At 71.7% G+C, this 25,489-nt stretch carries 24 protein-coding genes; 15 read left to right on the top strand and 9 right to left on the bottom strand.

The genetic code is table 11. The features are described 5' to 3' along the window. Window positions 1–558: 558 nt before the first annotated feature. Window positions 559–1,101, bottom strand: a complete 543-nt coding sequence (locus tag SACE_RS28960) for a murein hydrolase activator EnvC family protein (RefSeq protein ID WP_009943631.1) — start codon at window positions 1,099–1,101, stop codon at window positions 559–561. Between the two features lie 790 nt (window positions 1,102–1,891). Between SACE_RS28960 and rpsB the strand changes: the two genes are divergently transcribed. From rpsB to SACE_RS28930, 6 genes are all read left to right on the top strand, one after another. Next, window positions 1,892–2,716 carry a 30S ribosomal protein S2 gene (rpsB, locus tag SACE_RS28955; RefSeq protein WP_009943632.1) on the top strand — a complete coding sequence of 275 codons (825 nt, stop codon included), beginning with the start codon at window positions 1,892–1,894 and terminating at the stop codon, window positions 2,714–2,716. A gap of 207 nt (window positions 2,717–2,923) precedes the next feature. Next, window positions 2,924–3,739: a translation elongation factor Ts gene (tsf, locus tag SACE_RS28950; RefSeq protein WP_009943634.1), complete on the top strand. Its 816-nt coding sequence runs from the start codon at window positions 2,924–2,926 to the stop codon at window positions 3,737–3,739. A gap of 197 nt (window positions 3,740–3,936) precedes the next feature. After that, complete coding sequence (pyrH, locus tag SACE_RS28945; RefSeq protein WP_009943635.1) at window positions 3,937–4,686, top strand: UMP kinase; 750 nt, start codon at window positions 3,937–3,939, stop codon at window positions 4,684–4,686. Window positions 4,687–4,770: 84 nt separating this feature from the next. Beyond that, window positions 4,771–5,328, top strand: a complete 558-nt coding sequence (gene frr / locus SACE_RS28940) for a ribosome recycling factor (protein WP_009943637.1) — start codon at window positions 4,771–4,773, stop codon at window positions 5,326–5,328. A gap of 36 nt (window positions 5,329–5,364) precedes the next feature. Further along, window positions 5,365–6,210 (top strand): phosphatidate cytidylyltransferase, encoded by an 846-nt coding sequence (locus SACE_RS28935; protein ID WP_011874923.1) that lies wholly within the window; start codon window positions 5,365–5,367, stop codon window positions 6,208–6,210. Next, on the top strand, window positions 6,210–6,941 hold the full coding sequence (locus SACE_RS28930) for a class I SAM-dependent methyltransferase (RefSeq protein WP_011874922.1): 732 nt from the start codon (window positions 6,210–6,212) through the stop codon (window positions 6,939–6,941). Before SACE_RS28935 ends, SACE_RS28930 begins: the two co-directional genes overlap by 1 nt. A gap of 19 nt (window positions 6,942–6,960) precedes the next feature. On the opposite strand, the gene SACE_RS28925 is transcribed toward SACE_RS28930, so the two are convergent. Continuing rightward, a complete protein-coding gene (locus SACE_RS28925; protein WP_011874921.1) occupies window positions 6,961–7,725 on the bottom strand; it encodes a VOC family protein in 765 nt (254 codons plus the stop codon). Window positions 7,726–8,079: 354 nt separating this feature from the next. Here SACE_RS28925 and SACE_RS28920 point away from each other — a divergent pair, with 354 nt between their 5' ends. Continuing rightward, window positions 8,080–8,550: a hypothetical protein gene (locus SACE_RS28920; RefSeq protein WP_009943641.1), complete on the top strand. Its 471-nt coding sequence runs from the start codon at window positions 8,080–8,082 to the stop codon at window positions 8,548–8,550. A gap of 13 nt (window positions 8,551–8,563) precedes the next feature. Here SACE_RS28920 and SACE_RS28915 read toward each other — a convergent pair whose 3' ends face one another. The 4 genes from SACE_RS28915 to SACE_RS28900 form a co-directional block, all read right to left on the bottom strand. Further along, window positions 8,564–9,238 (bottom strand): metal-dependent transcriptional regulator, encoded by a 675-nt coding sequence (locus SACE_RS28915; RefSeq protein ID WP_009943643.1) that lies wholly within the window; start codon window positions 9,236–9,238, stop codon window positions 8,564–8,566. Window positions 9,239–9,364: 126 nt separating this feature from the next. Continuing rightward, window positions 9,365–10,243, bottom strand: a complete 879-nt coding sequence (locus tag SACE_RS28910) for a metal ABC transporter permease (RefSeq protein WP_009943645.1) — start codon at window positions 10,241–10,243, stop codon at window positions 9,365–9,367. A gap of 85 nt (window positions 10,244–10,328) precedes the next feature. Beyond that, window positions 10,329–11,087 (bottom strand): metal ABC transporter ATP-binding protein, encoded by a 759-nt coding sequence (locus SACE_RS28905; RefSeq protein WP_009943646.1) that lies wholly within the window; start codon window positions 11,085–11,087, stop codon window positions 10,329–10,331. After that, the gene (locus SACE_RS28900) at window positions 11,084–12,019 is read right to left on the bottom strand and encodes a metal ABC transporter substrate-binding protein (protein WP_011874920.1); all 936 of its coding nucleotides are present in this window, start codon (window positions 12,017–12,019) and stop codon (window positions 11,084–11,086) included. Before SACE_RS28900 ends, SACE_RS28905 begins: the two co-directional genes overlap by 4 nt. A 77-nt stretch (window positions 12,020–12,096) precedes the next feature. Between SACE_RS28900 and rlmN the strand changes: the two genes are divergently transcribed. Next, entirely contained in the window at window positions 12,097–13,206 is a 1,110-nt protein-coding gene (gene rlmN / locus SACE_RS28895) for a dual-specificity RNA methyltransferase RlmN (RefSeq protein WP_009943649.1), read from the top strand. 427 nt (window positions 13,207–13,633) lie between these two features. On the opposite strand, the gene SACE_RS28890 is transcribed toward rlmN, so the two are convergent. Continuing rightward, window positions 13,634–14,269, bottom strand: a complete 636-nt coding sequence (locus SACE_RS28890; RefSeq protein ID WP_009943650.1) for a DNA-3-methyladenine glycosylase I — start codon at window positions 14,267–14,269, stop codon at window positions 13,634–13,636. Beyond that, the gene (locus tag SACE_RS28885) at window positions 14,269–14,769 is read right to left on the bottom strand and encodes a methylated-DNA--[protein]-cysteine S-methyltransferase (RefSeq protein WP_009943651.1); all 501 of its coding nucleotides are present in this window, start codon (window positions 14,767–14,769) and stop codon (window positions 14,269–14,271) included. Before SACE_RS28885 ends, SACE_RS28890 begins: the two co-directional genes overlap by 1 nt. Before the next feature lie 142 nt (window positions 14,770–14,911). Here SACE_RS28885 and SACE_RS28880 point away from each other — a divergent pair, with 142 nt between their 5' ends. Further along, entirely contained in the window at window positions 14,912–15,268 is a 357-nt protein-coding gene (locus tag SACE_RS28880; protein WP_009943653.1) for an ArsC/Spx/MgsR family protein, read from the top strand. 174 nt (window positions 15,269–15,442) lie between these two features. On the opposite strand, the gene gabT is transcribed toward SACE_RS28880, so the two are convergent. Next, entirely contained in the window at window positions 15,443–16,765 is a 1,323-nt protein-coding gene (gene gabT / locus SACE_RS28875) for a 4-aminobutyrate--2-oxoglutarate transaminase (RefSeq protein ID WP_009943655.1), read from the bottom strand. Between the two features lie 129 nt (window positions 16,766–16,894). Here gabT and SACE_RS28870 point away from each other — a divergent pair, with 129 nt between their 5' ends. The 6 genes from SACE_RS28870 (at window position 16,895) to SACE_RS28845 (ending at window position 25,331) form a co-directional block, all read left to right on the top strand. Beyond that, window positions 16,895–18,361, top strand: coding sequence for a PucR family transcriptional regulator (locus tag SACE_RS28870; RefSeq protein WP_044547638.1), 1,467 nt, complete (start codon window positions 16,895–16,897; stop codon window positions 18,359–18,361). Window positions 18,362–18,377: 16 nt separating this feature from the next. Then, window positions 18,378–19,781, top strand: coding sequence for a PucR family transcriptional regulator (locus SACE_RS28865; protein ID WP_011874917.1), 1,404 nt, complete (start codon window positions 18,378–18,380; stop codon window positions 19,779–19,781). A 277-nt stretch (window positions 19,782–20,058) separates the two neighbouring features. Further along, entirely contained in the window at window positions 20,059–21,543 is a 1,485-nt protein-coding gene (locus SACE_RS28860) for a purine-cytosine permease family protein (protein WP_009943657.1), read from the top strand. A gap of 39 nt (window positions 21,544–21,582) precedes the next feature. After that, on the top strand, window positions 21,583–22,872 hold the full coding sequence (locus tag SACE_RS28855) for a flavin monoamine oxidase family protein (protein ID WP_011874916.1): 1,290 nt from the start codon (window positions 21,583–21,585) through the stop codon (window positions 22,870–22,872). Window positions 22,873–22,965: 93 nt separating this feature from the next. Continuing rightward, complete coding sequence (gene speB, locus SACE_RS28850; protein WP_009943660.1) at window positions 22,966–23,907, top strand: agmatinase; 942 nt, start codon at window positions 22,966–22,968, stop codon at window positions 23,905–23,907. Continuing rightward, entirely contained in the window at window positions 23,907–25,331 is a 1,425-nt protein-coding gene (locus SACE_RS28845) for a gamma-aminobutyraldehyde dehydrogenase (RefSeq protein ID WP_009943661.1), read from the top strand. The genes speB and SACE_RS28845 overlap by 1 nt, the downstream gene beginning before the upstream one ends. Window positions 25,332–25,489 lie beyond the last annotated feature (158 nt).

The raw sequence follows: 25,489 nt of genomic DNA, 5'->3' as shown, positions 1-25,489 counted from the left end.
GATGCTGTTCGTACCCAGCAGGATTGCTGGTGGCTAGCGTTAGCGGCCCTGATTGCCTGCCATGTTGCGCGCAAGATTGTTCGCCGTCGTTTGTTTGGGGCGCAAGGATGGATGGCGTGTGCTCGGCGGTTCACCGAGCGACCCGCTGCTTTGCTCGGTTCGCGGCGGGGCGAGGCCGGTGTTTCTGCTGGTAGGAACATCGGGGGCGTTCGGGGGATGGGGCTGTGGTGGGTGCGATTCATTTTCGTGCGTGCCAATGGGGGGATGGGTGATATTCGGCCTGAGGGAATCCGGAGAGCTGGCTGAGGCTGTTCACGCAACGAGCATGGTTCCTTCGGAAGTGATCGATACACGGAGCCGGAAGCGATCAAGTGCTGGTGGGTCTCGGTGGAAATGGGACCGGGTTGGGGCGTCCGGAGCATCACTGCGTGCGCCATCCCAGCGCATCACGGCGGTGGGGCGTCCCGGGGGAATTACGGCGGTCCGGCTGTGAGGTAACCCGGGGAGTCACGGAGGTGAGGCGTCCCAGGTAGTCGCGGGGTAGGGCGTTCTGGGGAATCACTGCGGTGAGGCATCCCAGGGCAGTAGGCGGACGTGGCCCAGGCCGAGGAGGGTGAGGGGGTCCAGGTAGACCGTGCGTCTTCGTGCTCCCCAGTGCAGGCAGGTATTGGGTGGTGAGGCGGTGCACTCCGGATGGCCGGCATCGAGGGTGCCGATCTGCTGGCCTCGGACCACCTGCTGGCCAACGGCGACGGTGGGGGTGACGGGCTCGTACGTGGTGCGCAGGCCGCCGGGGTGTTCGATCGACACGAGATTGCGGTTGGCCAGCGGCCCTGCGTAGAGGACCAGGCCGGGCCCCGCCGCGAGGACGGCTTGACCGACGTCGCCGACGAGATCGACGCCTCGGTGACCTGGGCCGTATGCGTGGTCCGGGGCTTCGAACGGGCGCGTGACCTGCGGTGCGCCCGCCATCGGCCAGCCGAAACGCACCGGGGCTGGGGGTGGATCGGCTGGGGCGCTGGAGGTCAGGGACGGGGTGCCGAAGGCAGCGGTGCAGGTCAGCAGGGTTGCGGTGATGAGGAGCTTGATCGCGGGGCGCATGGCTCCAAGTTGGTGTGGTGGGGGTGGGAGCGCCAGGGTGGATTTCGGGATCTGTGGATAAACCTGGTGGGTGTGGATAACTCGTCCCTGGTGGCCTTGGTGGCCCTGGTGGCCCTGGTGGCCTTGGCGGGCGTAGCGGACCGTGGCCTTGGTTGCCTTGTTGGCTGTGGTGCCTCTGGCGGGCCTGGGGGTCTCGGTGGCTCCGACGGACTTGGCTGGCCTGGTGACAGGGGCAGGCGGCGGTCTTGACCAGGGGAGCCTTGAAATGCCCTGCGCGGCGGCCGCGGCCCGCGGTGCTTCCCCGCGGCGGTCTGGCACCAGCTCCCTGCGGCAGTCCGGTCCAAGGCGGTCCGACGGCGCGCAGGCTGGCGGTTGGTTCATTCGAGTTAACCGCCCTGCCGGGGGTCCTGCATCAATGGCACAAACGCCCGGTGGTCCGGACCAATCCGCCACTGTCGGCGGACATGCCTGCGCAAAGCGGGCTCGGCCTCGGCTGGGCGTGACGCGTCCAGTACACTCGTGGGCGCGGTTTCGTGTCCGCACGGAGCCGACTTCGCGTGTCCGCACCACATCCGCAGAGATCACGGTCGATTCGCCGGAATCAGCCGGCGACCGCCGTGGGCAGCTCTCGACGGGAGTGCGGTGCCCCCGAGGTCCCGGGGCTCGGTCCGAGCCGCGGGTGGGGGCTCCGCCGGACACCAGGGCGGAGGACCACCGGTCCCCCGCGTCAACCGAAACCGCGCGCCCGTTTCCGAACGGCGCGCCCGACACACGAGGTGCGAACCAGGCCATGGCCGTCGTCACCATGAAGCAGCTGCTCGACAGCGGCGTGCACTTCGGGCACCAGACCCGGCGCTGGAACCCGAAGATGAAGCGCTACATCCTGACCGAGCGCAACGGCATCTACATCATCGACCTGCAGCAGACCCTGTCCTACATCGACGGGGCCTACGACTTCGTCAAGCAGACGGTCGCCCACGGCGGGACGATCCTGTTCGTCGGCACCAAGAAGCAGGCGCAGGAGGCCATCGCCGAGCAGGCGCTGCGGGTCGGCATGCCCTTCGTCAACCAGCGCTGGCTGGGCGGCATGCTCACCAACTTCCAGACCGTGCACAAGCGTCTGCAGCGTCTCAAGGAACTCGAGACGATGGAGCAGACCGGGGGCTTCGAGGGTCGCACCAAGAAGGAGATCTTGATGCTGACCCGCGAGAAGGACAAGCTCGAGAAGACCCTCGGCGGTATCCGCGACATGTCCAAGGTGCCCAGCGCCGTCTGGATCGTGGACACCAAGAAGGAGCACATCGCCGTCGGCGAGGCCCGCAAGCTGGGCATCCCGGTCGTGGCGATCCTCGACACCAACTGCGACCCGGACGAGGTCGACTACCCGATCCCGGGCAACGACGACGCGATCCGCTCCGCCGCGCTGCTGACCCGCGTGGTCGCCGACGGTGTCGCCGACGGCCTGATGGCCCGCAGCGGCCGCACCAACGGTGCCGCCGAGGGCGAGGAGAAGCCGGCCGGCGGCGAGCCGCTCGCCGAGTGGGAGAAGGAACTGCTGGCCGGCTCCGGTGAGGCCGAGGCCGCCGCGCCGAGCGAGCAGCCCGCCCAGTCCTGATTCGATCGCTTCGCGCCCACCACGACCCGGTGGGCGCGAAGCGCGGTCCGCACCGGCCGGTGCCACACCGCCGGTGCGACGGCCGGGCGGCCACGGCGTGGCCGCGTGGCGCGGCCGTGGCGGCCGCGCCACCGCCGGAGCCGTCCGCCCGGCGGAAACGATCTTTCCCACTGCGCACACATTCCGAAGAAGGACGGACAACGCACGATGGCGAACTACAGTGCGGCCGACGTCAAGCGGCTCCGCGAGCTGACCGGCGCCGGCATGATGGACTGCAAGAAGGCCCTCGAGGCGACCGAGGGCGACTTCGACAAGGCCGTTGAGAACCTGCGCATCAAGGGCGCCAAGGACGTCGGCAAGCGCGCCGAGCGCGCCACCGCCGAGGGCCTGGTCGCCGCCGACAACGGCGTGCTGGTCGAGCTGAACAGCGAGACCGACTTCGTCGCCAAGAACGACGAGTTCATCGAGCTGGCCAACAAGGTCGTCGCCGCGGTCAAGGCCGCGGGCGCCAGGGACCTCGAGGGCGCCCTGGCCGCCTCGCTGGACGGCAAGACCGTCGGCGAGGTCGTCCAGGAGCTGTCGGCCAAGATCGGCGAGAAGCTGGAGCTGCGCCGGGTCGCCACCTTCGACGGCAAGGTCGCCACCTACCTGCACCGCCGCTCCGCCGACCTGCCGCCGGCCGTCGGCGTTCTGGTCGAGTACACCGGTGACAGCGAGGAGGCCGCCCGCGGTGCCGCGATGCAGGTCGCCGCGCTCAAGCCGAAGTACCTGAACCGCGACGAGGTCCCGGCCGACATCGTCGCCGACGAGCGCCGCATCGCCGAGGAGACCGCCCGCGCCGAGGGCAAGCCGGAGAAGGCCCTGGAGAAGATCGTCGAGGGTCGCCTGAACGGGTTCTACAAGGACAACGTGCTGCTCGACCAGCCGTCGGTCCAGGACAGCAAGAAGACCGTCAAGGCGCTGCTCGACGAGGCCGGCGTGACCGTGACCGGCTTCGCCCGGTTCGAGGTCGGCCAGGCCTGAGCAGGGCTCCGGCGTCGCGAGCACGCCGGGTGCCGGCTGGGTAGGGTGCCGACCGAGCGGTCGGCACCGCGCCCGGCGAGATTTGACATGTGCGCCCCGCCTTCGCCGCAGCGAGGGCGGGGCGCTTTCTCAAGAGGTGCGCGGACGCCGCCGGCGACCGCGCAGCGCAGGACCTGCCGCCGCTGGAGGAGGAACTAGTGACCGACGAGGGCCCGTCGAAGGGTGGCTACCGCCGGGTGCTGCTCAAGCTCGGTGGTGAGATGTTCGGTGGCGGCAGCGTCGGAATCGATCCCGACGTGGTCGGCACCGTCGCACGCCAGATCGCGGAGGTGGTGGCCGACGGTGTCGAGGTCGCCATCGTCATCGGCGGGGGCAACTTCTTCCGAGGCGCCGAGCTGCAGCAGCGCGGCATGGAGCGGGCCCGCGGCGACTACATGGCCATGCTCGGCACCGTGATGAACTGCCTGGCGCTGCAGGACTTCCTGGAGCGCGAGCACGGCATCGACACCCGGGTGATGACCGCGATCACCATGGGCCAGGTCGCCGAGCCCTACATCCCGCGCCGGGCGGCGCGGCACATGGAGAAGGGCCGCGTGGTGATCTTCGGCGCCGGTACCGGCATGCCGTACTTCTCCACCGACACCACCGCCGCGCAGCGCGCCCTGGAGATCGGGTGCGAGGTCGTGCTGATGGCCAAGGGCGTCGACGGCGTCTACACCGCCGACCCCAAGACCACGCCGAGCGCGACGCTATTCGAGACGATCACCCATCGCGAGGTGCTGGAACGCGGCCTGAAGGTCGCCGACGCGACCGCGTTCAGCCTCTGCATGGACAACCAGATGCCGATCCTGGTCTTCAACCTGCTTACCGAAGGCAACATCGCACGCGCGGTCGGCGGTGAGAAGATCGGGACGCTGGTCAGCACCCCGGCCTCGGGTGTGGCCTGATGGTGCTGGAATCCTGATCGGGGCCGCCGCGCATCCGGCGACGTCCGCAATGTCAAGCGATCGGCACACTAAAAGGGAGCAGCCGTGATCGACGAGACTCTTCTCGAGGGCGAGGAGAAGATGCAGAAGGCCGTGGAGGTGGCCAAGGACGAGCTGGCCACGGTCCGCACCGGCCGCGCGAACCCGGCGATGTTCTCCGGCATCGTCGTCGACTACTACGGCTCTCCGACGCCGCTGAACCAGCTTGCCAGCATCAGCGTGCCGGAGGCCCGGCTGGTCGTCATCAAGCCCTACGACGCCAGCCAGCTCGGTGCCATGGAGAAGGCCATCCGCGACTCCGACCTCGGGGTTAACCCGTCCAACGACGGGCAGCTCATCCGGGTCTCGATCCCGCAGATGACCGAGGAGCGCCGCAAGGAGATGGTCAAGCTCGCCAAGCACAAGGGCGAGGAGGGCCGGATCACCGTCCGCGGCATCCGCCGCAAGGTCAAGGAAGAGATCGACCGCATCGTCAAGGACGGCGAGGCCGGCGAGGACGAGGGCACCCGCGGTGAGAAGGAACTGGAGAACCTCACGCACCGCTACGTCGCCCAGATCGACGAACTGGTCAAGCACAAGGAAGCGGAACTCCTGGAAGTCTGAGTGGTGACGGCCGGCCAGTGCGAAGGTGAGTCCGGGATGCCCGCTGAAGCTCCGGACCCGCCTTCGCGTCCCTCCAGGGCCGGACGTGATCTTCGTGCGGCGATCGCGGTCGGGCTGGTGCTCGGCGCCGCGATCATCTTCTCGCTGCTGATGCTGCGGTTCCTGTTCATCGGGGTCGTCGCGGCCGCGGTCGCCGTCTCGACGGTGGAACTGGCGGGGGCGTTGCGGCGCGGCGCGGGCATCCGGGTCTCGCTGCCGCCGGTGCTGGTCGGCGGTCAGCTGATGGTGTGGTTGTCCTGGCCGTTCGGCCTGCGGGGGCTGCTGGTCGCGTTCGCCATCACCACGCTGGGCTGCCTGGCGTGGCGGTTCCGCGACGGCGTCGACGGCTTCGTGCGCGACGCGACGGCCTCGGTGTTCACCGCCGCCTACGTGCCGATGTTCGCCGCGTTCGCGGCGATGCTGGTGCGTCCGGAGGACGGGGCCTTCCGCGCGTTGTGCTTCATGATCGGCGTGGTCGCCTCCGACACCGGCGGCTACGCGTTCGGCGTCCTGCTCGGCAAGCACCCGATGGCTCCGAAGGTTAGCCCGAAGAAGTCCTGGGAGGGCTTCGGCGGCTCGATGCTGGCCGGCGTGGTCGCCGGGGCGCTGTCGGTGTGGCTGCTGCTCGACGGGCAGTGGTGGCAGGGTGCGCTGTTCGGCGCGGCGCTGGTGTGCAGCGCGACGCTGGGCGACCTGATGGAGTCGCTGATCAAGCGCGACCTCGGCATCAAGGACATGGGCAACCTGCTGCCCGGCCACGGCGGGCTGATGGACCGGATGGACTCGCTGCTGCCGTCGGCCGTGGTGGCGTGGCTGATGCTGTTCTGGCTGCTCCCGGTGTGATGCGGACCTGGCGCACGCGGCCTCGCGCGGAGGTCACGCCCAGCCCGAACATCTGGCACTGGCCGGAGGTCTACGAGGTCGAGAACCGCGCCCAGGACTCGACGGGTGCGCTGTGGAGCGCGCTGCGCGAGCGGTGCGACTGGACGGGCCGGGACGTGGTCGATATCGGCTGCGGAGACGGCTTCCACCTAGCGCTGTTCGCCGAGTCCGCGCGCAGCGCGATCGGTGTTGAGCCGCATCCACCGCTCGCGCGGCGGGCGCGGGAGCGGCTGGCGGGCGTGGCGGGCGCCGACGTGCGGATCGCGCCCGCGCAGCGGCTGCCGCTGGCCGACGCCAGCGCCGACCTGGTGCACGCGCGCACCGCGTACTTCTTCGGACCGGGTTGCGAGCCGGGGCTCGCCGAGGCCGAGCGCGTGCTGCGGCCCGGTGGGACGCTCGCGATCGTCGACCTGGACCTCGCCTGCTCGCCCTACGGCGACTGGATGCGCGCCGACACCCCTCACCTGGACGCCGGCGAGGTGGAGGCGTTCTTCGAGCGCCACGGCTTCGACAGCCGGCCGGTGGACACGGTGTGGCGCTTCGCCGAGCGCGCGCAGCTCGAAGCGGTGCTCGGCATCGAGTTCTCCGCGAAAGTGGCCCGGCGGGCGGTGCGGGAGACCCAGGGCACCACGCTCGAGGTCGGCTACCGGCTGCGGGTGCGGACCAAGCCCACCGGCCTGCTGCGGGTCTGAGCGCGGCTCGCGGTCCCGCTCACTCGCCGGTGCGCAGCGCGGTGTCGATGACGAAGAACGGCGCCCCCACGACGTCCTGCAACTGGGCGAGCCTGCCGTGCGGGGAGTCCGACGGTTCGCGCAGCACCTTGCCGCCGAGGACCACGGCCCGCTCGACCGCGCTGTCGGTGTCCTGGTCCGGGTTCACCTGGAAGTAGAGCTGCCAGTGCGGCGGCACGTCCGTGGGCAGGGCCGCCGAGGCGTCGAAGCGACCGGCGGTCGGCATGTCGTCGACGTACCAGACCGTGTAGTCGAACTCGCCGCCCGGTTCGCCGATCTGCTCCTGGCGGTAGCCCAGCAGGTCGGCGTAGAAGGGGTCCGCCGAGGAAGCGTCGCGGGTGTGCAGCTCGGCCCAGCACAGCATCCCCGCGTGGTCGCGCCCGAAGGTCGCGCCCGGCGGTGCCTGCCACAGCCCCACCACGGCGCCGGAGGGGTCCCGGGCGACGAGGAAGGTCTCGTCGGCCGGGGTCTCGGTCGGCGGGATGAGCACCTGCCCACCCAGCGCGTGGACGTGGTCGGCGGCGCGCTGCACGGACCCGCACTCCAGGTACAGCGTCCAGACCGTGGGCATCTCCGCGACGGGCTCAAGGATGCCCGCCACAGGTGTCTTCGCCGCGAAGGCGACGCTGTAGTCGGGCTGCTGGCGCCACGTCCAGCCGAACAGGCCGGTGTAGAAGTCCCGGGCGTTGCCGGGGTCGGTCGTGGCCAGGTCCACCCAGGCGGGTGAGCCAACTGCACTGGGCATTGCGCCTCCCGGTTCCGGACGGGATACGACGCACCAATGGTGCTGGCAACCGGCGCTCGGCACCCGTCGAAACCGCTCCGGGAACCGGTAGCGCTGAGTGATCGGTGACACGTACCGTGATCGTCGGCGGGCCGGCGCCGCGGCCACCGCCCGAACGAGAACCGGGTGGCGTATCAAGCCGACCCCAGGCGGCCCGCGAAGTTACTCTTCGGTGCTTTTTCCGCAACGTGAACGCCCCCGAATGACGCCTTGATACTCGGCGCGAGCCGTGATCGACTTATATCGGTCACTCAGGGTGTGCGCGTTACACCCGAGGACTTGCAAGGGCAACGCAGACGGGCAACAGGAGCAGCCATGGCCGACCGCGCCGCGAAGCCGGTGACCGCGGGCCTGAGCCAGGTTGCCCAGATGGACCGGCGCGAGCGCGCCCGCATCGTCCGCCAGCTCTGCCAGCAGTACCCGGCGTTCCGGTCGCTGCTCACCCAGGTGACGGTGGCCCGGGGAGTGGCGTTCGGCTCCGGGCTGGCGCTGGCGCTGGCGGTGATGTTCCTCGCGCAGGGCGTCTCGGTCTGGTGGATCGCGACGCTGGTCCTGGGCGGGCTGGTCGGGTTCGGCTACGTCGCCGTCGTCCTCACCGACAGCCGTTTCGACCTGCTGCTCGCCGTGCTCGGCGCGCACCGCACGGACGAGTTGCACGGGCGGCTGGTGACCGACCAGATCTACGGCGAGGAGAAGCAGGACTCGCAGCAGTCCGCGACGCCTGTGATCAACTCCCGGCCCGCGATGGGCACGGCCCGCCTGCTGCGCAGGCAGAACGCCTCCTGAAGCCGCGCGGGCCTCACCTGACGGCGATCGACAGCGCCGCGGCGATCTCGTCCCCGAGGAAGTGCGTCTGGGCTTCCGGCGGTTCGCCGACCCGCACCACCAGCGGCCCGCCGAACGGCTTGCGCTCGACGATCTCGATGCGGGTGCCCAGCGTGATGTGGTGGTCGGTGAGGTAGCGCAGCAGCTCCGAGTCGGTGTCCCAGACGCGGGCGACGGTGCCGACCGTGCCGGGCTCGACCTGGTCGAGCAGCTTGGTGGCCGGCTTCTCGACCACGCCGTCGGCGGTCGGGATCGGATCGCCGTGTGGGTCGTGGGTGGGGTGGCCGAGCTTGGCGGCGATGTGCTCGACGAGCTCGTCGGAGACCGCGTGCTCGAGCGCGTCGGCCTCGCGATGCACCTCGTCCCAGGTGTAGTCCAGCTCCTCCACCAGGAACAGCTCGATCAGGCGGTGCCTGCGCAGCACGTCGTAGGCCAGCCGCCTGCCCTGCGGGGTGAGTTCGACGCTGCGGTAGCGGACGTGGGTGACCAGGCCGAGCTGGGAGAGCTTGTTGATCATGCCGGAGACCGAGGACGGGCTGAGCCCGAGGCGCTGGGTCAGGGTCGCGTTCGTGACGGGCACGCCGCGCTCGCTGAGCCCGTAGATCGCCCGGACGTAGTCCTCGACGGAGGACGACGGACGCTCGGCCATGCTTGTCATGGTCTCAACGATAGAGCCGTGGACACCGCAACCGATGCGTGCCCGTTGATGAACCGGTCGTGTCGGGGCGCCGCACCACCGACCGGGCTGTTCGGGGCCGCCGTACCTGGCCGGTCCTCACACCGCGGCGGCCCGCGCGGCGCGCCGACGGCGTCGGCGCAGCGCCTCGGCGACGAGGCCCTGGCCGGGAGCGGCCAGGTAGACCACGCCGAACAGGCAGGCCTGGCAGAGCACGATCATCCCGCCGGTCGAGGTGTCGACGTGGAAGCTGAGGTAGGTGCCCAGCACACCGCTGAACACCGACAGCGCGGCGGCCACGGCGAGCATCCGGGAGAACCGGCGGGTCAGCAGGAACGCGGTCGCCCCGGGCGTGATGAGCATCGCGGTCACCAGGATGACCCCGACCGCCTGCAACGCCACGACCACCGTCAGCGCGAGCATCGTCAGCAGCAGCGCGGCGATGCGCCGCGGGTTGAGGCCGATGGCGTGGGCGTGGGTGGGGTCGAAGGCGTAGAGGGTGAGGTCGCGCCGCTTGAGCAGCGCGACGGTGAGCACCAGGCCCGCGATGACCAGCACCTGGATGATGTCGCTGTCGGAGACGCCCAAGACGTTGCCGAACAGGATGTGGTTGAGGTCGACCTGGCTCGGGATCCGCGAGACCAGCACCAGCCCGAGCGCGAACAGGCCGGTGAACACCACGCCGATCGCCGCGTCGCCCTTGAGCTTGGTCGTGGACCGCACGGCGGCGATCAGGCCCACCGCCAGGGTGCCGAACAGGAACGCGCCCGCGGAGAACGGCAGCGAGAGCACGTAGGCAAGCACGACCCCTGGCAGCACGGCGTGCGAGACGGCGTCGCCGAGCAGCGACCAGCCGATGAGCGTCACCCAGCACGACAGCACCGCGCACACCAGGCCGGCGACGACGCTGATCAGCAGGGCCCGTTGCATGAACCCGAACTGCAGGGGCTCGACGATCCACTGCACCACGTCGTTCACCGCGCTCCTCCCGGATCGTCCGTCGACCGCCGGCCGCGTGCCGGACCGTCCGCAGCCCGCCACGCCATGCTGTGCCCCGAGGCGCTCACCGCACACCTCCAGCCTCGTCGCCCGGCCTGGCGGCGGCCACCTCGGCGCCGAACGTGCGTGCGAGGGTCTCCGGCGCGAGCACCTCGTCGAGCGGGCCGTGCGCGATCACGCGCTGCTGGATCAGGACGGCCTCGTCGCACAACGCCGGCACGCTGGCCAGGTCGTGGGTGGAGATCATGATCGTGCGCCCCTCGCCGCGCAGCGCCCGCAGCAGCTCGGCGATGGTCGCCTCCGACCGCTTGTCGACCCCGGCGAACGGCTCGTCGAGGAACAGCAGCCGGGCGTCCTGGGCGATCCCCCTGGCCACGAAGGCCCGCTTGCGCTGCCCGCCCGACAGCGCGCCGATCGGATTGCCCGCCAGGTCGGTGAGACCGACCCGCTCCAGAGCCGCCGCGACCGCGGCCCGGTCGGCCGCGCGGGGCCTGCGGGTGAGGCCGAGGTGGCCGTAGCGGCCCATCATCACGACGTCGGCGACGGTCACGGGGAAGGTCCAGTCGACGGCCTCGGACTGCGGGACGTAGGCGATCAGGCCCTCCCGGCGGGCCTGCCTGGGCGAGCGCCCGAGCAGCCGGATCGTGCCGTGGTCCGGGCGCACCAGGCCCATCAGGGCCTTGAACAGCGTCGACTTTCCGGATCCGTTCATGCCGAGCAGTCCGCAGACCTGCCCGGCGGGCACGTCCACGGTGACGTCGTCCAGCGCCAGCGTCTCGCCGTAGTGGACGGTGACGCCGTGCGCGCTGATCCCGGCGCTCATCGCGCACCTCCGGTCAGCCCGGCCACGATGCTCTCGGCGTCGTGGCGCAGCAGGTCGAGGTAGGTGGGGACCGGGCCGCCGGGCTCGGACAGCGAGTCGACGTAGAGCTTCTCGCCCATCCGGGCACCGGTCTCGGCGGCCACCTGCCGCTGGGCCTTGTCGTTGACCGTCGACTCGCAGAACACCGCGGGCACCTGGTTGTCGCGGACGAAGCCGGTGGTGTCCTTGATCTGCTGCGGAGTGCCTTCCTCGTCGCTGTTGACCGGCCACAGGTACGCCTCGCGCAGACCCGCGTCGCGCGCCAGGTAGGAGAACGCGCCCTCGCAGGTGACCAGCGCCCGGTGGTGTCCGGGCAGCCGGGCCAGCTCCGCGCGCAGGTACTGGTCGATCTCGCCGATCCGCCGCAGGTAGGCGTCGGCGTTGGCGTGGAAGGTGGCGGCGTTCGCGGGGTCGAGGCGGGAGAGCGCGTCGCGGATGTTGGTGACGTAGACGGCGGCGTTGCGCGGCGACATCCACGCGTGCGGGTTGGCCTTGCCGTCGTACTGGCCGCTGCGGATCGGCATCGGCTGGACGCCGCTGGTGAGCGTGACGTGGCGGGCCTCGCTGCGCTGCACGAACCGGTCGAACCAGCGCTCCAGGCCGAGCCCGTTGTCCAGGACCAGGTCGGCCTTGGCGCCCTTGAGCAGGTCGCTCGGCGTGGGCTCGTACTCGTGGATCTCGGTGCCGGGCTTGGTGATCGACTCGACCGCGACCTTGTCCCCGGCGACGTTGCGGGTCATGTCGGCGATCACGGTGAAGGTCGTGACGACGTGCTTGCGCCCGTCGTCGGCGGGCGCGCCCGCGACGGTGCCGCAGGCCGTCGCCGCGAGCGCCAGCGCGCACGTCACGGCGATGAACGTGTTTCGGCGGGCTGATGCTCGAGATTTCGCCACGGCGAAAACTGTACTAGGTGCGTTGACCGCCACCAAGGGGTGTGATCGAAGCGGGACGTGGGACACTGGGGGACGCTATGTCTGCATCCCTGCCGCTTGTCTTCGACGCGCCCCGCCGCGGCATGCCGCCCCGGCACCTCGCCGACCTCTCGGCCGACGAGCGGCGCGCGGCCGTCACCGAGCTGGGCGAGAAGCCGTTCCGCGCCCGCCAGCTCGCGCACCACTACTTCGGCCGCCTCAACGCCGACGTGGAGTCGATGACCGACATCCCGGCGGGCAGCCGCGCCAAGCTCGGCGCCGACCTGCTGCCCACGCTGCTCACGCCGGTCCGCAACCTCGACACCGACGAGGGCACGACCCGCAAGACGCTGTGGCGCGCCCACGACGGCACGCTGCTGGAGAGCGTGCTGATGCGCTACCCGGACCGCGCCACGGTCTGCATCTCCAGCCAGGCGGGCTGCGGGATGGCGTGCCCGTTCTGCGCGACCGGCCAGGGCGGCCTGCAGCGCAACCTGTCCACCGCCGAGATCGTCGACCAGGTCCGCTCGGCGGCGGCGATGATGCGCGACGGCGAGGTGCCCGGCGGGCCGGGCAGGCTGTCCAACGTCGTGTTCATGGGGATGGGCGAGCCGCTGGCCAACTACAAGCGCGTGATCAACGCGGTGCACCGCATCTGCGATCCCGCGCCCGAGGGCCTGGGCCTGTCGCAGCGCTCGGTCACGGTCTCCACGGTCGGCCTCGTGCCCGCCATCAGGCGGATGACCGCCGAGGACCTGCACGTCACGCTCGCGGTGTCGCTGCACACCCCCGACGACGAGTTGCGGGACACCCTGGTGCCGGTCAACAACCGGTGGAAGGTCGAGGAGGTCCTGCAGGCGGCCAGGGGCTACGCCGACCACACAGGGCGGCGGGTGTCGATCGAGTACGCGCTGATCCGCGACATCAACGACCAGCCGTGGCGCGCCGACCTGCTCGGCAAGCTGCTGCACAAGCACCTCGGCCAGTTCGTGCACGTCAACCTGATCCCGCTGAACCCCACGCCGGGCAGCAAGTGGGACGCCAGCCCCAAGCCCGTCGAGCGCGAGTTCGTGCGCCGCGTGCGCGAGGCGGGCGTGCCGTGCACCGTGCGCGACACCCGGGGGCAGGAGATCGCCGCGGCCTGCGGCCAGCTCGCCGCCGAGGAGTAGGCCGGGCGTCTGGGAGACATTCGCGCAGGTTGGACGCAGCGCGAAGCGTTCGGGTCTCACGCGCTCGCAGTTCCATGCGCGTGCGGCACGGCACTACCTCAAGTACCTCGAACGGGAGTCTCTGACGGCGAGATCGACGCCGCCCTCGAACTCCTCGGAGAGAGTGACGGTTCCGCTGCGATGGCTGCCGATGCCGGTCGGCAGTTGCCGGCGCACGCGGAGGACGAGTGGTGATCGAACCGGGCAGCGCCCATTGGGAATGCGCGATGTGGATGCGGGACGACGTCTGGTGCTCGAACTCTGACGAGGACTCCGCAAGGTCGGAGATGTGCGTGCCGTGCACCGTGCGCGACACCGGGGGCAGGAGATCGCCGCGGCCAGCGCCAGCTCGCCGCCGAGGAGTGGGCCCCTGGGCGATGCGGCCGGGTCAGGTCCAGATGCCCGAGGTGCCGCGCCGGTGGCTGCCGACGAGGTGGGTGTCGACCATCCCGATCGCCTCCATCAGGGCGAACATCGTCGTGGGGCCGACGAAGGCGAAGCCCTTGCGGCGCAGCGCCTTGGCCAGCGCGGCCGACTCCGGGGAGCGTGTCGGCACCTCCGCCGTCGTGCGCGGCGCCGGCGTCGTCTCCGGCCGGAACGACCAGACGAGCGCGTCGAGGCCGCCCTCGGCCCGCAGCGCGAGGGTGGCTCGGGCGTTGGTGACGGTCGCGCGGACCTTCAGGCGGTTGCGCACGATCCCGGGGTCGGCCAGCAGCCGTTCGACGTCGGCCTCGGTGTAGGCGGCGACCGCCTCGGGGTCGAAGTCGTCGAACGCCTTGCGGAACGCGGGCCGCTTGCGCAGGATCGTCGCCCACGACAGGCCGGCCTGGAACGCTTCCAGGCTGATGCGTTCGTAGAGCGCCTGCTCGCCGCGCACCGGCATGCCCCACTCGGTGTCGTAGTAGTCGCGCAGCAGCGGGTCGCTCGCCGCCCACGGCGGCCGGGCGAGGCCGTCCGCGCAGATCACCGCGCCGGTGGAGTCCGCGGCGTGCTCGTCGGAGGCGGGCGTCGGGTCGGCGGGCATCAGAACAGCCTGCCCTCCTTCGCCTCCGACGGTTCCTCCAGCGCGAGCAGGAACCGCTTGCGTTCGAGGCCGCCGGCGTAACCGGTGAGCTTGCCGTCCGCGCCGACGACGCGGTGGCACGGCACGATCACCGACAGCGGGTTGCGGCCGTTGGCCGCGCCGACCGCCTGCGAGTAGCCGACGCCGCCCAGCTCGCGCGCCAGGTCGCCGTAGGTGCGCGTCTCGCCGTAGGGGATGCGGGTGAGCAGTTCCCAGACGCGCTGGTGGAACTCGTCGCCGCGCGGGGCCAGCGGCAGGTCGAAGGTGGTCCGCTCGCCGGCGAAGTACTCGCCGAGCTGGCGCTCGGTCTCCTCGAAACCGGTGTCCACGCGCGGTCCCATGCTCTCGTCGCCGGGCCTGCGCCGGTGGTCCTCGAAGTACAGGCCGACCAGCGCGCCGTCGGTGGCGACGGCGGTCAGTTCGCCGACCGGTGAGTCGATCGCCGCGTGCACCGTGCTCATGTCGTCTCCTCGGGTCCTCGTGTCCTCCGTCCGGTAGACGTTCGGGCGGGGCCGAGCGTGAGACGGCGACGCGCTGACGCTAGCCGAGCGCACCGACGGTTAGGCTCGGCCGGTCGAGGTGCCTAGGGAGGAGTGGCGGCGCATGGAGATCTGGGTCAACCCGGCGTGTTCGAAGTGCCGGTCGGCGGTGTCGCTGCTGGACGAGGCCGGTGCCGACTACACGGTGCGCAAGTACCTGGAGGACCCGCCGAACGAGCGGGAGCTCGCCGAGGTGCTGGACCGGCTCGGGCTGGAGCCGTGGGACATCGCCAGGACCGGTGAGGAGACGGCGAAGCGGCTGGAGATCTCCACCTGGGAGCGGACGCCCGCCGAGCGCCCGCGGTGGATCCAGGCCCTGGTGGCGAACCCGGAGCTGATCCAGCGCCCGATCATCACAGCCGACGACGGCACCGCGGTCGTCGGCCGCACTCCGGACGCGGTGGCTTCGATGCTGCGTTGAGCCGGGGCCGGCGGGGCGCCGGGACGCCGGACGCCCCTCGCTCCCGGGCGTGAGAGCGAGGGGCGCTTCCAGGTCCGGGCGGCCCCTGGTGAGGTGCTCGCACCAGGGACCGGCCCGGCGCGGGCCGCGAGGTCTCCCGGCGAGTCCCCCCGGGCCCGGTCTCGGGGCCTGCGCTCAGCGCGTGTGCTCCACGATGGCCTCTTCGAGGACGCGCAGCCCCTCGTCGAGCAGGTCGTGGCCGATCACCAGCGGTGGCAGCAGCCGGATGACGTTTCCGTAGGTGCCGCAGGTCAGCACGACGACGCCCTTCTCGTGGCAGGTCTTCGCGATCCGCGAGGTCAGCTCGGGGTCGGGCTCGTCGCCGCCTGCCTTGACGAACTCGACGCCGATCATCGCGCCCCGGCCGCGGACGTCGAGGATCCGGTCGGTGTACTCGGCCACGCTGCGCAGGCGGGGCATGACCGCGTCCTGGATCCCCCGGGCGGCGGCGGCGAGGTCCTGCTCGCGCATCGCCCGGATCGAGCCCAGCGCGGCGGCGCACGCCAGCGGGTTGCCGCCGTAGGTGCCGCCCAGGCTGCCCGGGGGCAGCGCGTCCATCAGCTCGGCGCGGCCGGTGACCGCGGCCAGCGGCAGCCCGCCCGCGATGCCCTTGGCGGTGGTGATCAGGTCCGGCACCACGTTCTCGTGGTCGCAGGCGAACCAGGCGCCGGTGCGGCAGAAGCCGGTCTGGATCTCGTCGGCGACGAACAGCACGCCGTTGTCGGTGCACCACTTCGAGATCGCGGGCAGGAACCCGGGCGCGGGCTCGATGAAGCCGCCCTCGCCCTGCAACGGCTCGATCATCACCGCGGCCACGGTGTCGGCGCCGAGCTGCTTCTCGATGCGGTCGACGGCCTCGCGGGCGCTCTCGGCGCCGCTGCGCTGGTCGCGCGCAGGGTAGGACATCGGCACCCGGTACACCTCGGGTGCGAACGGCCCGAAGCCGTGCTTGTACGGCTTGGACTTGGCGGTCAGCGCCATCGTGAGGTTGGTGCGGCCGTGGTAGGCGTGGTCGAACACCACGACCGCCTGCCTGCCGGTGGCTCGGCGGGCGATCTTGACCGCGTTCTCCACCGCCTCGGCACCGGAGTTGAACAGCGCGCTGCGCTTGTCGTGGTCGCCGGGCGTGAGCTGGGCCAGCTCCTCGCAGACCTGCAGGTAGTTCTCGTAGGGCGTGACCATGAAGCAGGTGTGGGTGAACTCGCCCGCCTGCCTGCGCACCGGCTCCACGACCTCCGGGGCGGCGTTGCCGACGTTGGTCACCGCGATGCCGGAACCGAGGTCGATCAGCGAGTTCCCGTCGACGTCCCGCAGCACGCCCCCGGCCGCCTCGGTGACGAACACCGGCAGCACGCTGGAGACGCCGGCGGCGACCGCGGCGGTGCGGCGCTGCTGCAGCTCGCGCGACAGCGGGCCCGGGATCTCCGTGCGCAGCTCGCGGACCTGGGGCAGGGACATCGTTGTGGTCACTGGCGACCTCCTTCACGTCTTGGCAGCGACCACTTTCCGGGGTGCGCGTCGCGACCGGCAGTGGACAATTTGGTTAAATGCCGGCCGCTGTTTCAACGTTCTGTCAGGTGGTTCGCGATGTCGTTGACCTTGCGGGAGCTCGCCGCCGACCGCGCGCTGGGTCTGGTCGCGCACGCCGGCGCCGAAGCGCTGGAGCGGCCGATCTCGTGGGTGCACGGCAGCGAGCTGGACGACCCGACCCCGTTCCTGGAGGGCGGGGAGCTGCTGCTCACGACCGGTCTCTCGCTCCGGCCGGAGAACTGCGCGGAGTTCGTCGACCGGCTGACTGGCGTGGGCGTGGCCGGGCTCGGGTTCGGCGTCGGCCTGAGCCACGAGCGGGTCCCGCCTGCGCTCGAGGAAGCCGCGGCGCGGGCGGGGCTGCCGCTGCTGGAGGTCCCGAGGCGGACGCCGTTCATCGCGATCAGCAAGGCGGTGTCGCGGGCGATCGCGGCCGAGGAGTACGCCGGGCTGCGCCGCACCAGCCGGGCGCAGCACGAGCTGGCGCGGGCCGCGGGCACCGCGCACGGGCTGGCCGCGGTCGTGCGCAAGCTGTCGTCGCTCCTGGACGCCTGGGTGCTCCTGCTCGACGCGGCGGGCGGACTGATGCACGTCGCTCCCGCCTCGGCCGCCTCCCGGCTGCCCGCGCTGGCCGCCGACGTCGACCGGCTGCGCGCCAAGAAGGGGCTCGCCGCGGCGGGGGTGTCGGTGGCAGGCCAGGAGGTCAGCATGCAGGCGCTGGGCGGCCGGGCCCGCGGGTTCCTGGTCGTCGGCCGCGACGAGCCGCTGGGCACCACCGACCACCACGTCATCAACTCCGCCGCCTCGCTGCTGACGCTGGCGCTGGAGCAGGTCGAGGCGCTGGGGTCGGCCCGGCGCAGGCTGCGCTCGGGATTCCTGCGGCTGATGCTGCGCGGCGAGCCGGTGCGCGACGTGCTCGGCGACCTGCACGCCGAGCTGCCGCCGGAACCGGTGCGGGTGCTCGTGCTGCGCGGTGGCCGCGACCCCGACGAGCTCCTGCAGTGGCTGGAGACCGAGAAGCCGAGCTCCCCGATGTTCCTCGCCGAGCACGACGGCGCGGTGGTCGCGCTCGCGGCCGAGTCGGGCGCGGACTGGCTGACGGGAGTGCCGGGGGTGCGGATCGGGGTGTCGGACCCCTGCGGGGAGGCCGGGCTCGCTGACGGGCTGCGCCAGGCGTGGCAGGCGGCCGACGCCGCCGGTCGCGGCGGGGCCGCGGCGGTGGTGCGCTTCGGCGAGCTGGCCGGAGGCGGCCTGCTGCGGCTGGTTCCCGACGGCGACGCCAGGGCTTTCGCCGAGGCCCTGTTGCAGCCGGTGCGCTCGAACGAGGTGCTCGTGGAGTCGCTGCGGGAGTGGCTGGCCCAGCACGGCCAGTGGGACCCCGCCGCGGGCCGGCTCGGGGTGCACCGGCATACCCTGCGCAATCGCATGCGCAAGGTCGAGGACCTGCTGGGTCGCAGCCTCGACCAGCCGGGAGTGCGCGCCGAGCTGTGGCTGGCGCTGCAGGTGCTCGACCGCCCCGGCAGATGACGGAAAGGACGCCGCGGTGCTGGTCGACGATCTCCTCGGAAAGCCGGAGCTGGCCCTCGAAACGCGGGTCCGCGGCAACACGCAGCGGCCGATCCGCTGGGTGCACACCATCGAGGTCCGCGCACCCGGGCGGTTCCTGCGCGGCGGTGAGGTCGTGCTCACCGCGGGCGTGTGGCGGGCCGCCGGGGTCACCGCGCGGGACTTCGTCGCAGACCTGGTGGAGGCCGACGTCGCGGCGGTCGGCTTCGGCCCGGTGCCGCCCGAGCTCCAGGTGCCCGACGAGTTCGTCGACGCCGCCCGCGAGCACGGCCTGACCTGCTTCGTGGTGCCGGTCGACGTGGCGTTCCTGCAGGTCGTCGAGGCTTTCGTGAGCACGAAACGGGCCGAGTGGGAGCGGCCGCTGCGGCGGCACCTCGGCCAGCACGACGCGATCGTGGCGGCGCTGCGGGTGCACCGTGGCGTCACCACCGTCCTGCGCACGCTGTCCGGTCAGCTCGGACTGCCGGTCGCGGTGCGCGTCGACGGCGGCCTGGTGGAGGGCGAGGCGCCGCGGCCGCAGTACCCGCTGCCGCTGGTCGGCGAGGGTCTGGCGGAGGCGGAGCTGCTGCTGCCGCGTCCGCTGGAGGAGCTCGACGTCGAGCAGCAGGCCGCGGTGGTGCAGGCGATGCCGTTCATCGCGCTGGAGATCGAACGCAACCGCGCGGTGCGGGCCACCGAGCTGCGCTACGCGTGGGAGCTCTTCGAGTGGGTGCACACCGGGGCCGTGGGGCCCGAGACGGTCCGCACCCGGCTGCACTCGCTGGGCCTGCCCTCGGACGGACCGCTCGCGGCCGTCGTCGTGCGCAGCGCGAACCCCGACGTCGACGCCGTCCGCCTCGGGGAGCTGCTGGGCAGCGACGGCGTGGCGGTGCAGCGCGGGGGAGAGGCCGTGGCGTTCGCGCGGGTCCGCGACACCACGGCGGACCTGGCCCGGCGGGTCCACGAGGCGCTGGGCGCGCACGTCGGCGCGGGCAAGCCGGGGACCGCGGGCGACCTGCGGGTGAGTCTGCTGCAGGCGTCGCACGCCGCCGAGGCGGTGTCGGGCCGCGCCGACGGCGGGTGGATGACCCACGAGCAGCTCAGCAGCCCCTCGCTGCTGCTCTCGGCGCAGGACCCGGAGCTGCTGGTGTCGACCTCGCGGGCCCTGCTCGGCCCGGTGCTGGACCACGACGAGCGGCGCGGCGGCGACCTGCTGCCGTCGCTGTGGGTCTTCCTCGACGCCGGTTGCCGCTGGCAGGAGTCCGCGCAGCGGCTGCACGTGCACATCAACACGCTGCGGCACCGCATGAGCCGCGTCGAGGAGCTCACCGGCCGCTCGCTGTCGAGCACCGCCGACCGGGTGGACCTCTTCCTGGCGCTGCGCGCCCTCCGCCAGTCGTAACGCCCGCTTCCCAGGCCAAGCGCGCCATATGGAGCGCCACGACGACACAAGAGACTCACGGGCGGCGCGCTGACCTGCGTCGGGACGTCATTGACACGAACGAGTGATGAACGATCCGTGGGTCCCGTTGTGGGATCGTCCAACGCCGCCCGAGGACTTCGGAGGATCGACCCCTACCCGTCCGGGGTGACCGCCCCCACTCTTGCTGGAGCCGCGCGGAGCGAACGCAAGCCCGACCTGGTGCACACGCACCGGCCAGCCCCCGAGGAGGTCACCGATGACCCCGGAGTCCCCAACGCCGACAGGCGTCGATTCCGCGCCGCGCGGATCCGGCATCGAGAAGCACGGCGTCGACACCATCCCGGACTCCGACCGGACCGGACGTCCACGCGACATCGTCGGCATCCTGCTGGGCTCCAACATGTGCCTGGGCGTGGTCATCTTCGGCTGGCTGCCCGCCTCGTTCGGCCTGGAGTTCTGGCCGAGCGTGACCTCGATGATCGCGGGCACGCTGCTGGGCACCCTGCTCGTCGCGCCGCTGTCGCTGGTCTCGTTCCGCACCGGGACCAACCTCTCGACCAGCAGCGGCGGCACCTTCGGGGTGCGCGGCAGGCTCATCGGCTCGGTCATCGGCCTGCTGCTCTCGCTCGGCTACGCCGCGCTGACGGTGTGGACCGGCGGCGCGGCCGTCGTCGGCCCGCTGCACCGGCTGTTCGGCCTGCCCGACGGCGGGGTCGGCTACACCGTCACCTACGGCGTCCTGTCGGTGCTGTCGGTGCTGATCGCGATCTACGGCTACCGGCTGCTGACCACCATGAGCAAGTGGGTCGCGGCGGGCACGCTGGTGCTGATGGCGGCCGGTGTGCTGGCCTACTCCGGGCAGTTCAGCACCGGCCCGGTCGTCGAGGGCGGATACCTGCTCGGCGACTTCTGGACGACGTGGGCGCTGTCCACGGTCGCCGCCGGCCTGAGCGGCCCGATGGCCTTCATCACCCTGCTCGGTGACTACAGCCGCTACGTCTCGCCGAAGCGCTACTCCTCCGGCAAAATCTTCGCCGCCACTGTCGCCGGCATGGTCATGGGTCTGCTGATCCCGCAGCTCTTCGGCACCTTCACCGCTTTCGCCTCGCGGGCCGCCGACGACTACGTCGGCCCGCTGGTGGCCGCCGCACCGGTGTGGTTCCTGCTCCCGCTGCTGCTCAACGGCGTGTTCGGCACCATCGGCAACGCCGGGATCCTGGTCTACAGCATGGGCCTGGACCTGGACGCGATCGTGCCGCCGCTGTCGCGGGTGAAGGCCACGGTGCTGACCTCGGCGCTGTCGACGGTCCTGGTCTACCTCGGCTACTTCGTCTGGGACGCCCAGGACGCGGTCACCGCGTTCGTGCTGCTGCTGACGGCCATCGGCACGCCGTGGGCGGTGATCACCCTCATCGGCTTCGTGCGCTGCCGCGGCCACTACGACCCCGACGCGCTGCAGGTCTACAACCGCCGTTCGCGGGGCGGCATCTACTGGTACACCGCCGGCTGGAACCTGCGGGCCGCCGTCGCGTGGATGCTCGGCTCCGCGGTCGGCCTGCTCTCGGTCGACACGGCCCTGTTCAAGGGCCCGCTGATCGAGTGGACCTACGGCATCGACCTGAGCTTCCTGCTCGCCGCGGCCACCACCGCCGTCGCCTACCTGCTGCTGTCGCTGGGCAGCCCGCAGCCGATGCCCACCCGGACCGGACCCGAAACCCAGGCCCAGGCCGTGCGCGCCTGAAGCCCCGACCAACCCCGGAACAAGGAAGTGCAGAGCAAGATGGATCGCTACGACGTCGTCGTCATCGGAGCGGGCTTCGCGGGCCTGACCGCGGCGCGCGACCTGCGGGAGGCCGGCAAGAGCGTGCTGGTGCTGGAGGCCAGGGACCGCATCGGCGGTTCCACCTGGTACCGCCCCGGTGCCCTCGGCGGCTTCGGCCTGGAGATGGGCGGCACCTGGATCGTCCCCGAGCAGACCCACGTCTGGGCCGAGGTGCAGCGCTACGGCGTGCCGGTCAAGGACAGCGAGCTGCCCGAGCGGATGACCTGGTCCGACCACGGCGAGGTGCTCGACACGCTGCTGCCGGTGCCCGCCGAGGAGTACGGCGCGCTGGAGCACGCCGTGCGGTCGCTGATCGAGGCGGGCGAGCGCCTGGACCCGATGCGCCCGCTGTCCGAGCAGGGGCTGGAGGACCTCGACGTCACGATCCGGCAGTGGGCCGACAACGTCGGTCTCACCGGCAACGCCCGCGAGCTGCTGATGTCGTGGTTCTGCGGCTGCGCCAACGCCAACGAGGACACCGGTTCGGCGCTGGACGTCATCCGCTGGCTGGCCTCGATGGACAACTCGCTGTGGGGCATGGTGCAGGCCAGCGTGCTGGGCTACACCTTCGTCAACGGCACCGTCTCGCTGGCCGAGGCGATCCGGCAGGACGGCGGTGCGGACCTGGAGCTGTCCAGCCCGGTGCGCGCGGTGGAGGCCGACGACGAGGGCGTCACCGTCACCTACGAGGGCGGGCAGGTGCGCGCCGACCGGGTGCTGATGACCACCGCGGTCGGGGTGTGGCAGGACATCCGGTTCACCCCGGAGCTGTCGGCGGCCAAGCAGGCCATGTCCAAGGAGAACCACGCCGGGCAGGGTCAGAAGGTCTGGGCGCTGGCCCGCAACGTGCCCGAGGACATCAGCGGGTTCGGCTGGGGCACCAGCTTCGACTACGTCGGCGCGATGGAGACCACCGACGAGGGCGTGGTGCTCGTCTGCTTCGCCCCCGAGCACGACCGGGTGGACGCCACCGACCTGGCCGACGTGCAGCGCGCGGTGCGCGAGTTCGCCCCGGAGGCCGAGGTCGTCGGCGCGGAGTCGCACGACTGGGTCAACGACGAGTACAACAAGGGCCTCTGGTCGACCTTCCGCGCGGGCCAGTTCGCCAAGTACGAGATCGCCGTGGGCGAGCCGGAGGGCCGCGTGCACTTCGCCGGTTCCCACACCGCCCGCCGCTGGCGGACCTTCATCGATGGTGCGATCGAGTCCGGCAAGCGCGGCGCGGCCGAGATCCTGGCCGCGCGGTAACGCGAAGTCCGTCGAGCACAACGTGGCCCGCGGCCGCACCCGGCGAGTCCCCTTGCGGGACACCGCGGTCGCAGCCACCTAGGAGGAGAAGCAGTGAACGACCCGATCGGCCCGGTGGACGCCACCCGCGTCCCCCGCTACGGCGGCGACACCACCTTCGCCCGCCTGCCCAGGCTGGCCGACGTGACCGACGCCGACGCGCTGGTGTGGGGCGTGCCGTTCGACACCGGCGTCAGCTACCGGCCGGGCGCGCGGTTCGGCCCCAACCACGTGCGGCAGAGCTCGCGCCTGCTGCGCCCGTACAACCCGGCGCTGGACGCCATGCCCTTCGGCCGCAGGCAGGTCGCCGACGCCGGTGACCTGGGCGTCAACCCGTTCGACATCGGCGAGGCCATCGCCACCGTGGAGAACGGGGCCCGCGAGCTGTCCGGGACCAGCCGGACGCTGATCACGGTGGGCGGCGACCACACCATCGCGCTGCCGCTGCTGCGCGTGCAGCACGAACGGCACGGGCCGGTCGCGGTGCTGCACTTCGACGCGCACCTGGATACCTGGGACACCTACTTCGGCGCTCCCCACACGCACGGCACGCCGTTCCGCCGCGCGGCCGAGGAAGGGCTCATCGACTTCGACCACTCGATGCACGTCGGCATCCGGGGTCCGCTGTACTCCAAGCTCGACCTCGACGAGAGCGAGAAGATGGGCTTCGCCGCGGTGCACTGCCGCGACTTCGCCCGCTCGCCGCTGGACGACATCATCAACCGGATCCGCACCCGGCTCGGTTCCCGGCCGGTGTACGTGTCGGTGGACATCGACGTCCTCGACCCCGGTTTCGCGCCGGGCACCGGCACGCCGGAGGCGGGCGGTCTGTCCAGCCGCGAGCTGCTGGAGGTCCTGCGCGGGCTCGACGGCCTCGACGTCGTCGGCGCCGACCTGGTCGAGGTCGCGCCCGCCTACGACCACGCCGAGATCACCGGTATCGCCGCGGCGCACGTCGTGTACGAAATGCTGAGCATCCTGCCTGGAGGCCGCTGATGCGCACCGTTGCCAACATCATCGACGGCAAGGCCGTGGGCGCCGCCGACGGCCGCACCACCGAACTGGTCGACCCGTGCACGGGCGAGGTCTTCGGCACCGCGCCGCTGTCCTCCGACGCCGACGTCGACGCGGCCTACCAGGCGGCGCAGCGGGCCTTCGAGTCGTGGCGGACCACGACGCCGGCCGAGCGGCAGCGGCTGCTGCTGCGGCTGGCCGACGAGCTGGAGCGCCGCGCCGACGACTTCGTAGCCGCCGAGGTGCAGAACACCGGCAAGCCGGTGGAGGCCACCCGGGTCGAGGAGGTCGGCATGTGCGTCGACCAGATCCGGTTCTTCGCCGGGGCCGCCCGGGTGCTGGAGGGCACGGCGGCCGGCGAGTACGCCGACGGCCACACCTCCTACGTGCGCCGCGAGCCGGTCGGCGTCGTCGGCCAGGTCGCGCCGTGGAACTACCCGCTGATGATGGGCGTCTGGAAGGTCGCCCCGGCCATCGCCGCGGGCTGCACCGTCGTGCTCAAGCCCGCCGACACCACGCCGGTCACGGCGTCGCTGCTCGGCGAGCTGGCCGCCGAGGTGCTGCCGCCCGGCGTGCTCAACGTCGTCTGCGGCGACCGCGACACCGGCCGCGCGGTGGTGGGGCACCCGGTGTCGGCGATGGTGTCGATCACCGGCTCCACCCGCGCCGGCCAGCAGGTCGCCGCCGCGGCGGCCGAGGACGTCAAGCGCGTGCACCTGGAGCTCGGCGGCAAGGCCCCGGCGCTGGTGTTCGCCGACGCCGACCTGGACGCCGCGGCCGAGGGCATCGCGGGCGCGGGCCTGTTCAACGGCGGGCAGGACTGCACCGCCGCGACGCGGGTCCTGGTCGCCGAGGATGTCGCCGAGGAGTTCGCCCGCAAGCTCGTCGCGCAGGCCGAGGCTCTGCGCTGCGGGCCGCCGTCGGACGGCGACGCCGCGTTCGGGCCGCTGAACAACGCCGACCAGTTCGCCCGCGTGCAGGGCGTCGTGGAACGGCTGCCCGAGCACGCGCGCGTGCTCACCGGCGGCAAGCGGGTCGGGGACCAGGGCTACTTCTTCGCCCCGACCGTCGTGGCCGGTCTGCGCCAGGAGGACGAGGCGATCCAGGAGGAGATCTTCGGTCCGGTCCTGACCGTGCAGACCTTCCGCGACGACCAGGAGGCGCTGCGGCTGGCCAACGGCGTCGCCTACGCGCTGGCCTCCAGCGTGTGGACCCGCGACCACGGCCGCGCCGGGCGGTTCGCCGCCGGGCTCGACTTCGGCTGCGTGTGGGTCAACACCCACATGGTCCTCGCCGCCGAGATGCCGCACGGGGGCTTCAAGCACTCCGGGTACGGCAAGGACCTGTCCAAGTACGGCTTCGAGGACTACACCCGCATCAAGCACGTGATGCACAAGTTGGACTGACGCGCCTCCCCGCGCGTCCCCACCGGGTGCCTTCCGCCCGAGCCCCCCACGGGTGGAAGGCACCCGGGCCCCGGCAACGGGGCGAACGACGGAGTGCGTAGGCACGTCCGGCTCCGTCGGCTCACTTCGACGACCACTCCCGACAGGGCAGTGATCGG

It is taken from the genome of Saccharopolyspora erythraea NRRL 2338 (genome assembly GCF_000062885.1).
Classification (GTDB): domain Bacteria; phylum Actinomycetota; class Actinomycetes; order Mycobacteriales; family Pseudonocardiaceae; genus Saccharopolyspora_D; species Saccharopolyspora_D erythraea.
Note: the sequence above shows the minus strand (reverse complement) of the source record. Positions and strands in the feature narration are given on the sequence as shown.

Coding starts and splice junctions, on each gene's coding strand:
- gabT (WP_009943655.1), bottom strand. CDS start 16,765: ATGTCCCTGCCCCAGGTCCGCGAGCTGCGCACGGAGATCCCGGGCCCG.
- SACE_RS28845 (WP_009943661.1), top strand. CDS start 23,907: ATGCGCACCGTTGCCAACATCATCGACGGCAAGGCCGTGGGCGCCGCC.
- rpsB (WP_009943632.1), top strand. CDS start 1,892: ATGGCCGTCGTCACCATGAAGCAGCTGCTCGACAGCGGCGTGCACTTC.
- SACE_RS28890 (WP_009943650.1), bottom strand. CDS start 14,269: ATGCCCGCCGACCCGACGCCCGCCTCCGACGAGCACGCCGCGGACTCC.
- SACE_RS28860 (WP_009943657.1), top strand. CDS start 20,059: ATGACCCCGGAGTCCCCAACGCCGACAGGCGTCGATTCCGCGCCGCGC.
- SACE_RS28925 (WP_011874921.1), bottom strand. CDS start 7,725: ATGCCCAGTGCAGTTGGCTCACCCGCCTGGGTGGACCTGGCCACGACC.
- SACE_RS28855 (WP_011874916.1), top strand. CDS start 21,583: ATGGATCGCTACGACGTCGTCGTCATCGGAGCGGGCTTCGCGGGCCTG.
- SACE_RS28920 (WP_009943641.1), top strand. CDS start 8,080: ATGGCCGACCGCGCCGCGAAGCCGGTGACCGCGGGCCTGAGCCAGGTT.
- SACE_RS28870 (WP_044547638.1), top strand. CDS start 16,895: ATGTCGTTGACCTTGCGGGAGCTCGCCGCCGACCGCGCGCTGGGTCTG.
- tsf (WP_009943634.1), top strand. CDS start 2,924: ATGGCGAACTACAGTGCGGCCGACGTCAAGCGGCTCCGCGAGCTGACC.
- SACE_RS28880 (WP_009943653.1), top strand. CDS start 14,912: ATGGAGATCTGGGTCAACCCGGCGTGTTCGAAGTGCCGGTCGGCGGTG.
- SACE_RS28930 (WP_011874922.1), top strand. CDS start 6,210: ATGCGGACCTGGCGCACGCGGCCTCGCGCGGAGGTCACGCCCAGCCCG.
- rlmN (WP_009943649.1), top strand. CDS start 12,097: ATGTCTGCATCCCTGCCGCTTGTCTTCGACGCGCCCCGCCGCGGCATG.
- SACE_RS28935 (WP_011874923.1), top strand. CDS start 5,365: ATGCCCGCTGAAGCTCCGGACCCGCCTTCGCGTCCCTCCAGGGCCGGA.
- SACE_RS28905 (WP_009943646.1), bottom strand. CDS start 11,087: ATGAGCGCCGGGATCAGCGCGCACGGCGTCACCGTCCACTACGGCGAG.
- SACE_RS28915 (WP_009943643.1), bottom strand. CDS start 9,238: ATGGCCGAGCGTCCGTCGTCCTCCGTCGAGGACTACGTCCGGGCGATC.
- SACE_RS28885 (WP_009943651.1), bottom strand. CDS start 14,769: ATGAGCACGGTGCACGCGGCGATCGACTCACCGGTCGGCGAACTGACC.
- SACE_RS28960 (WP_009943631.1), bottom strand. CDS start 1,101: ATGCGCCCCGCGATCAAGCTCCTCATCACCGCAACCCTGCTGACCTGC.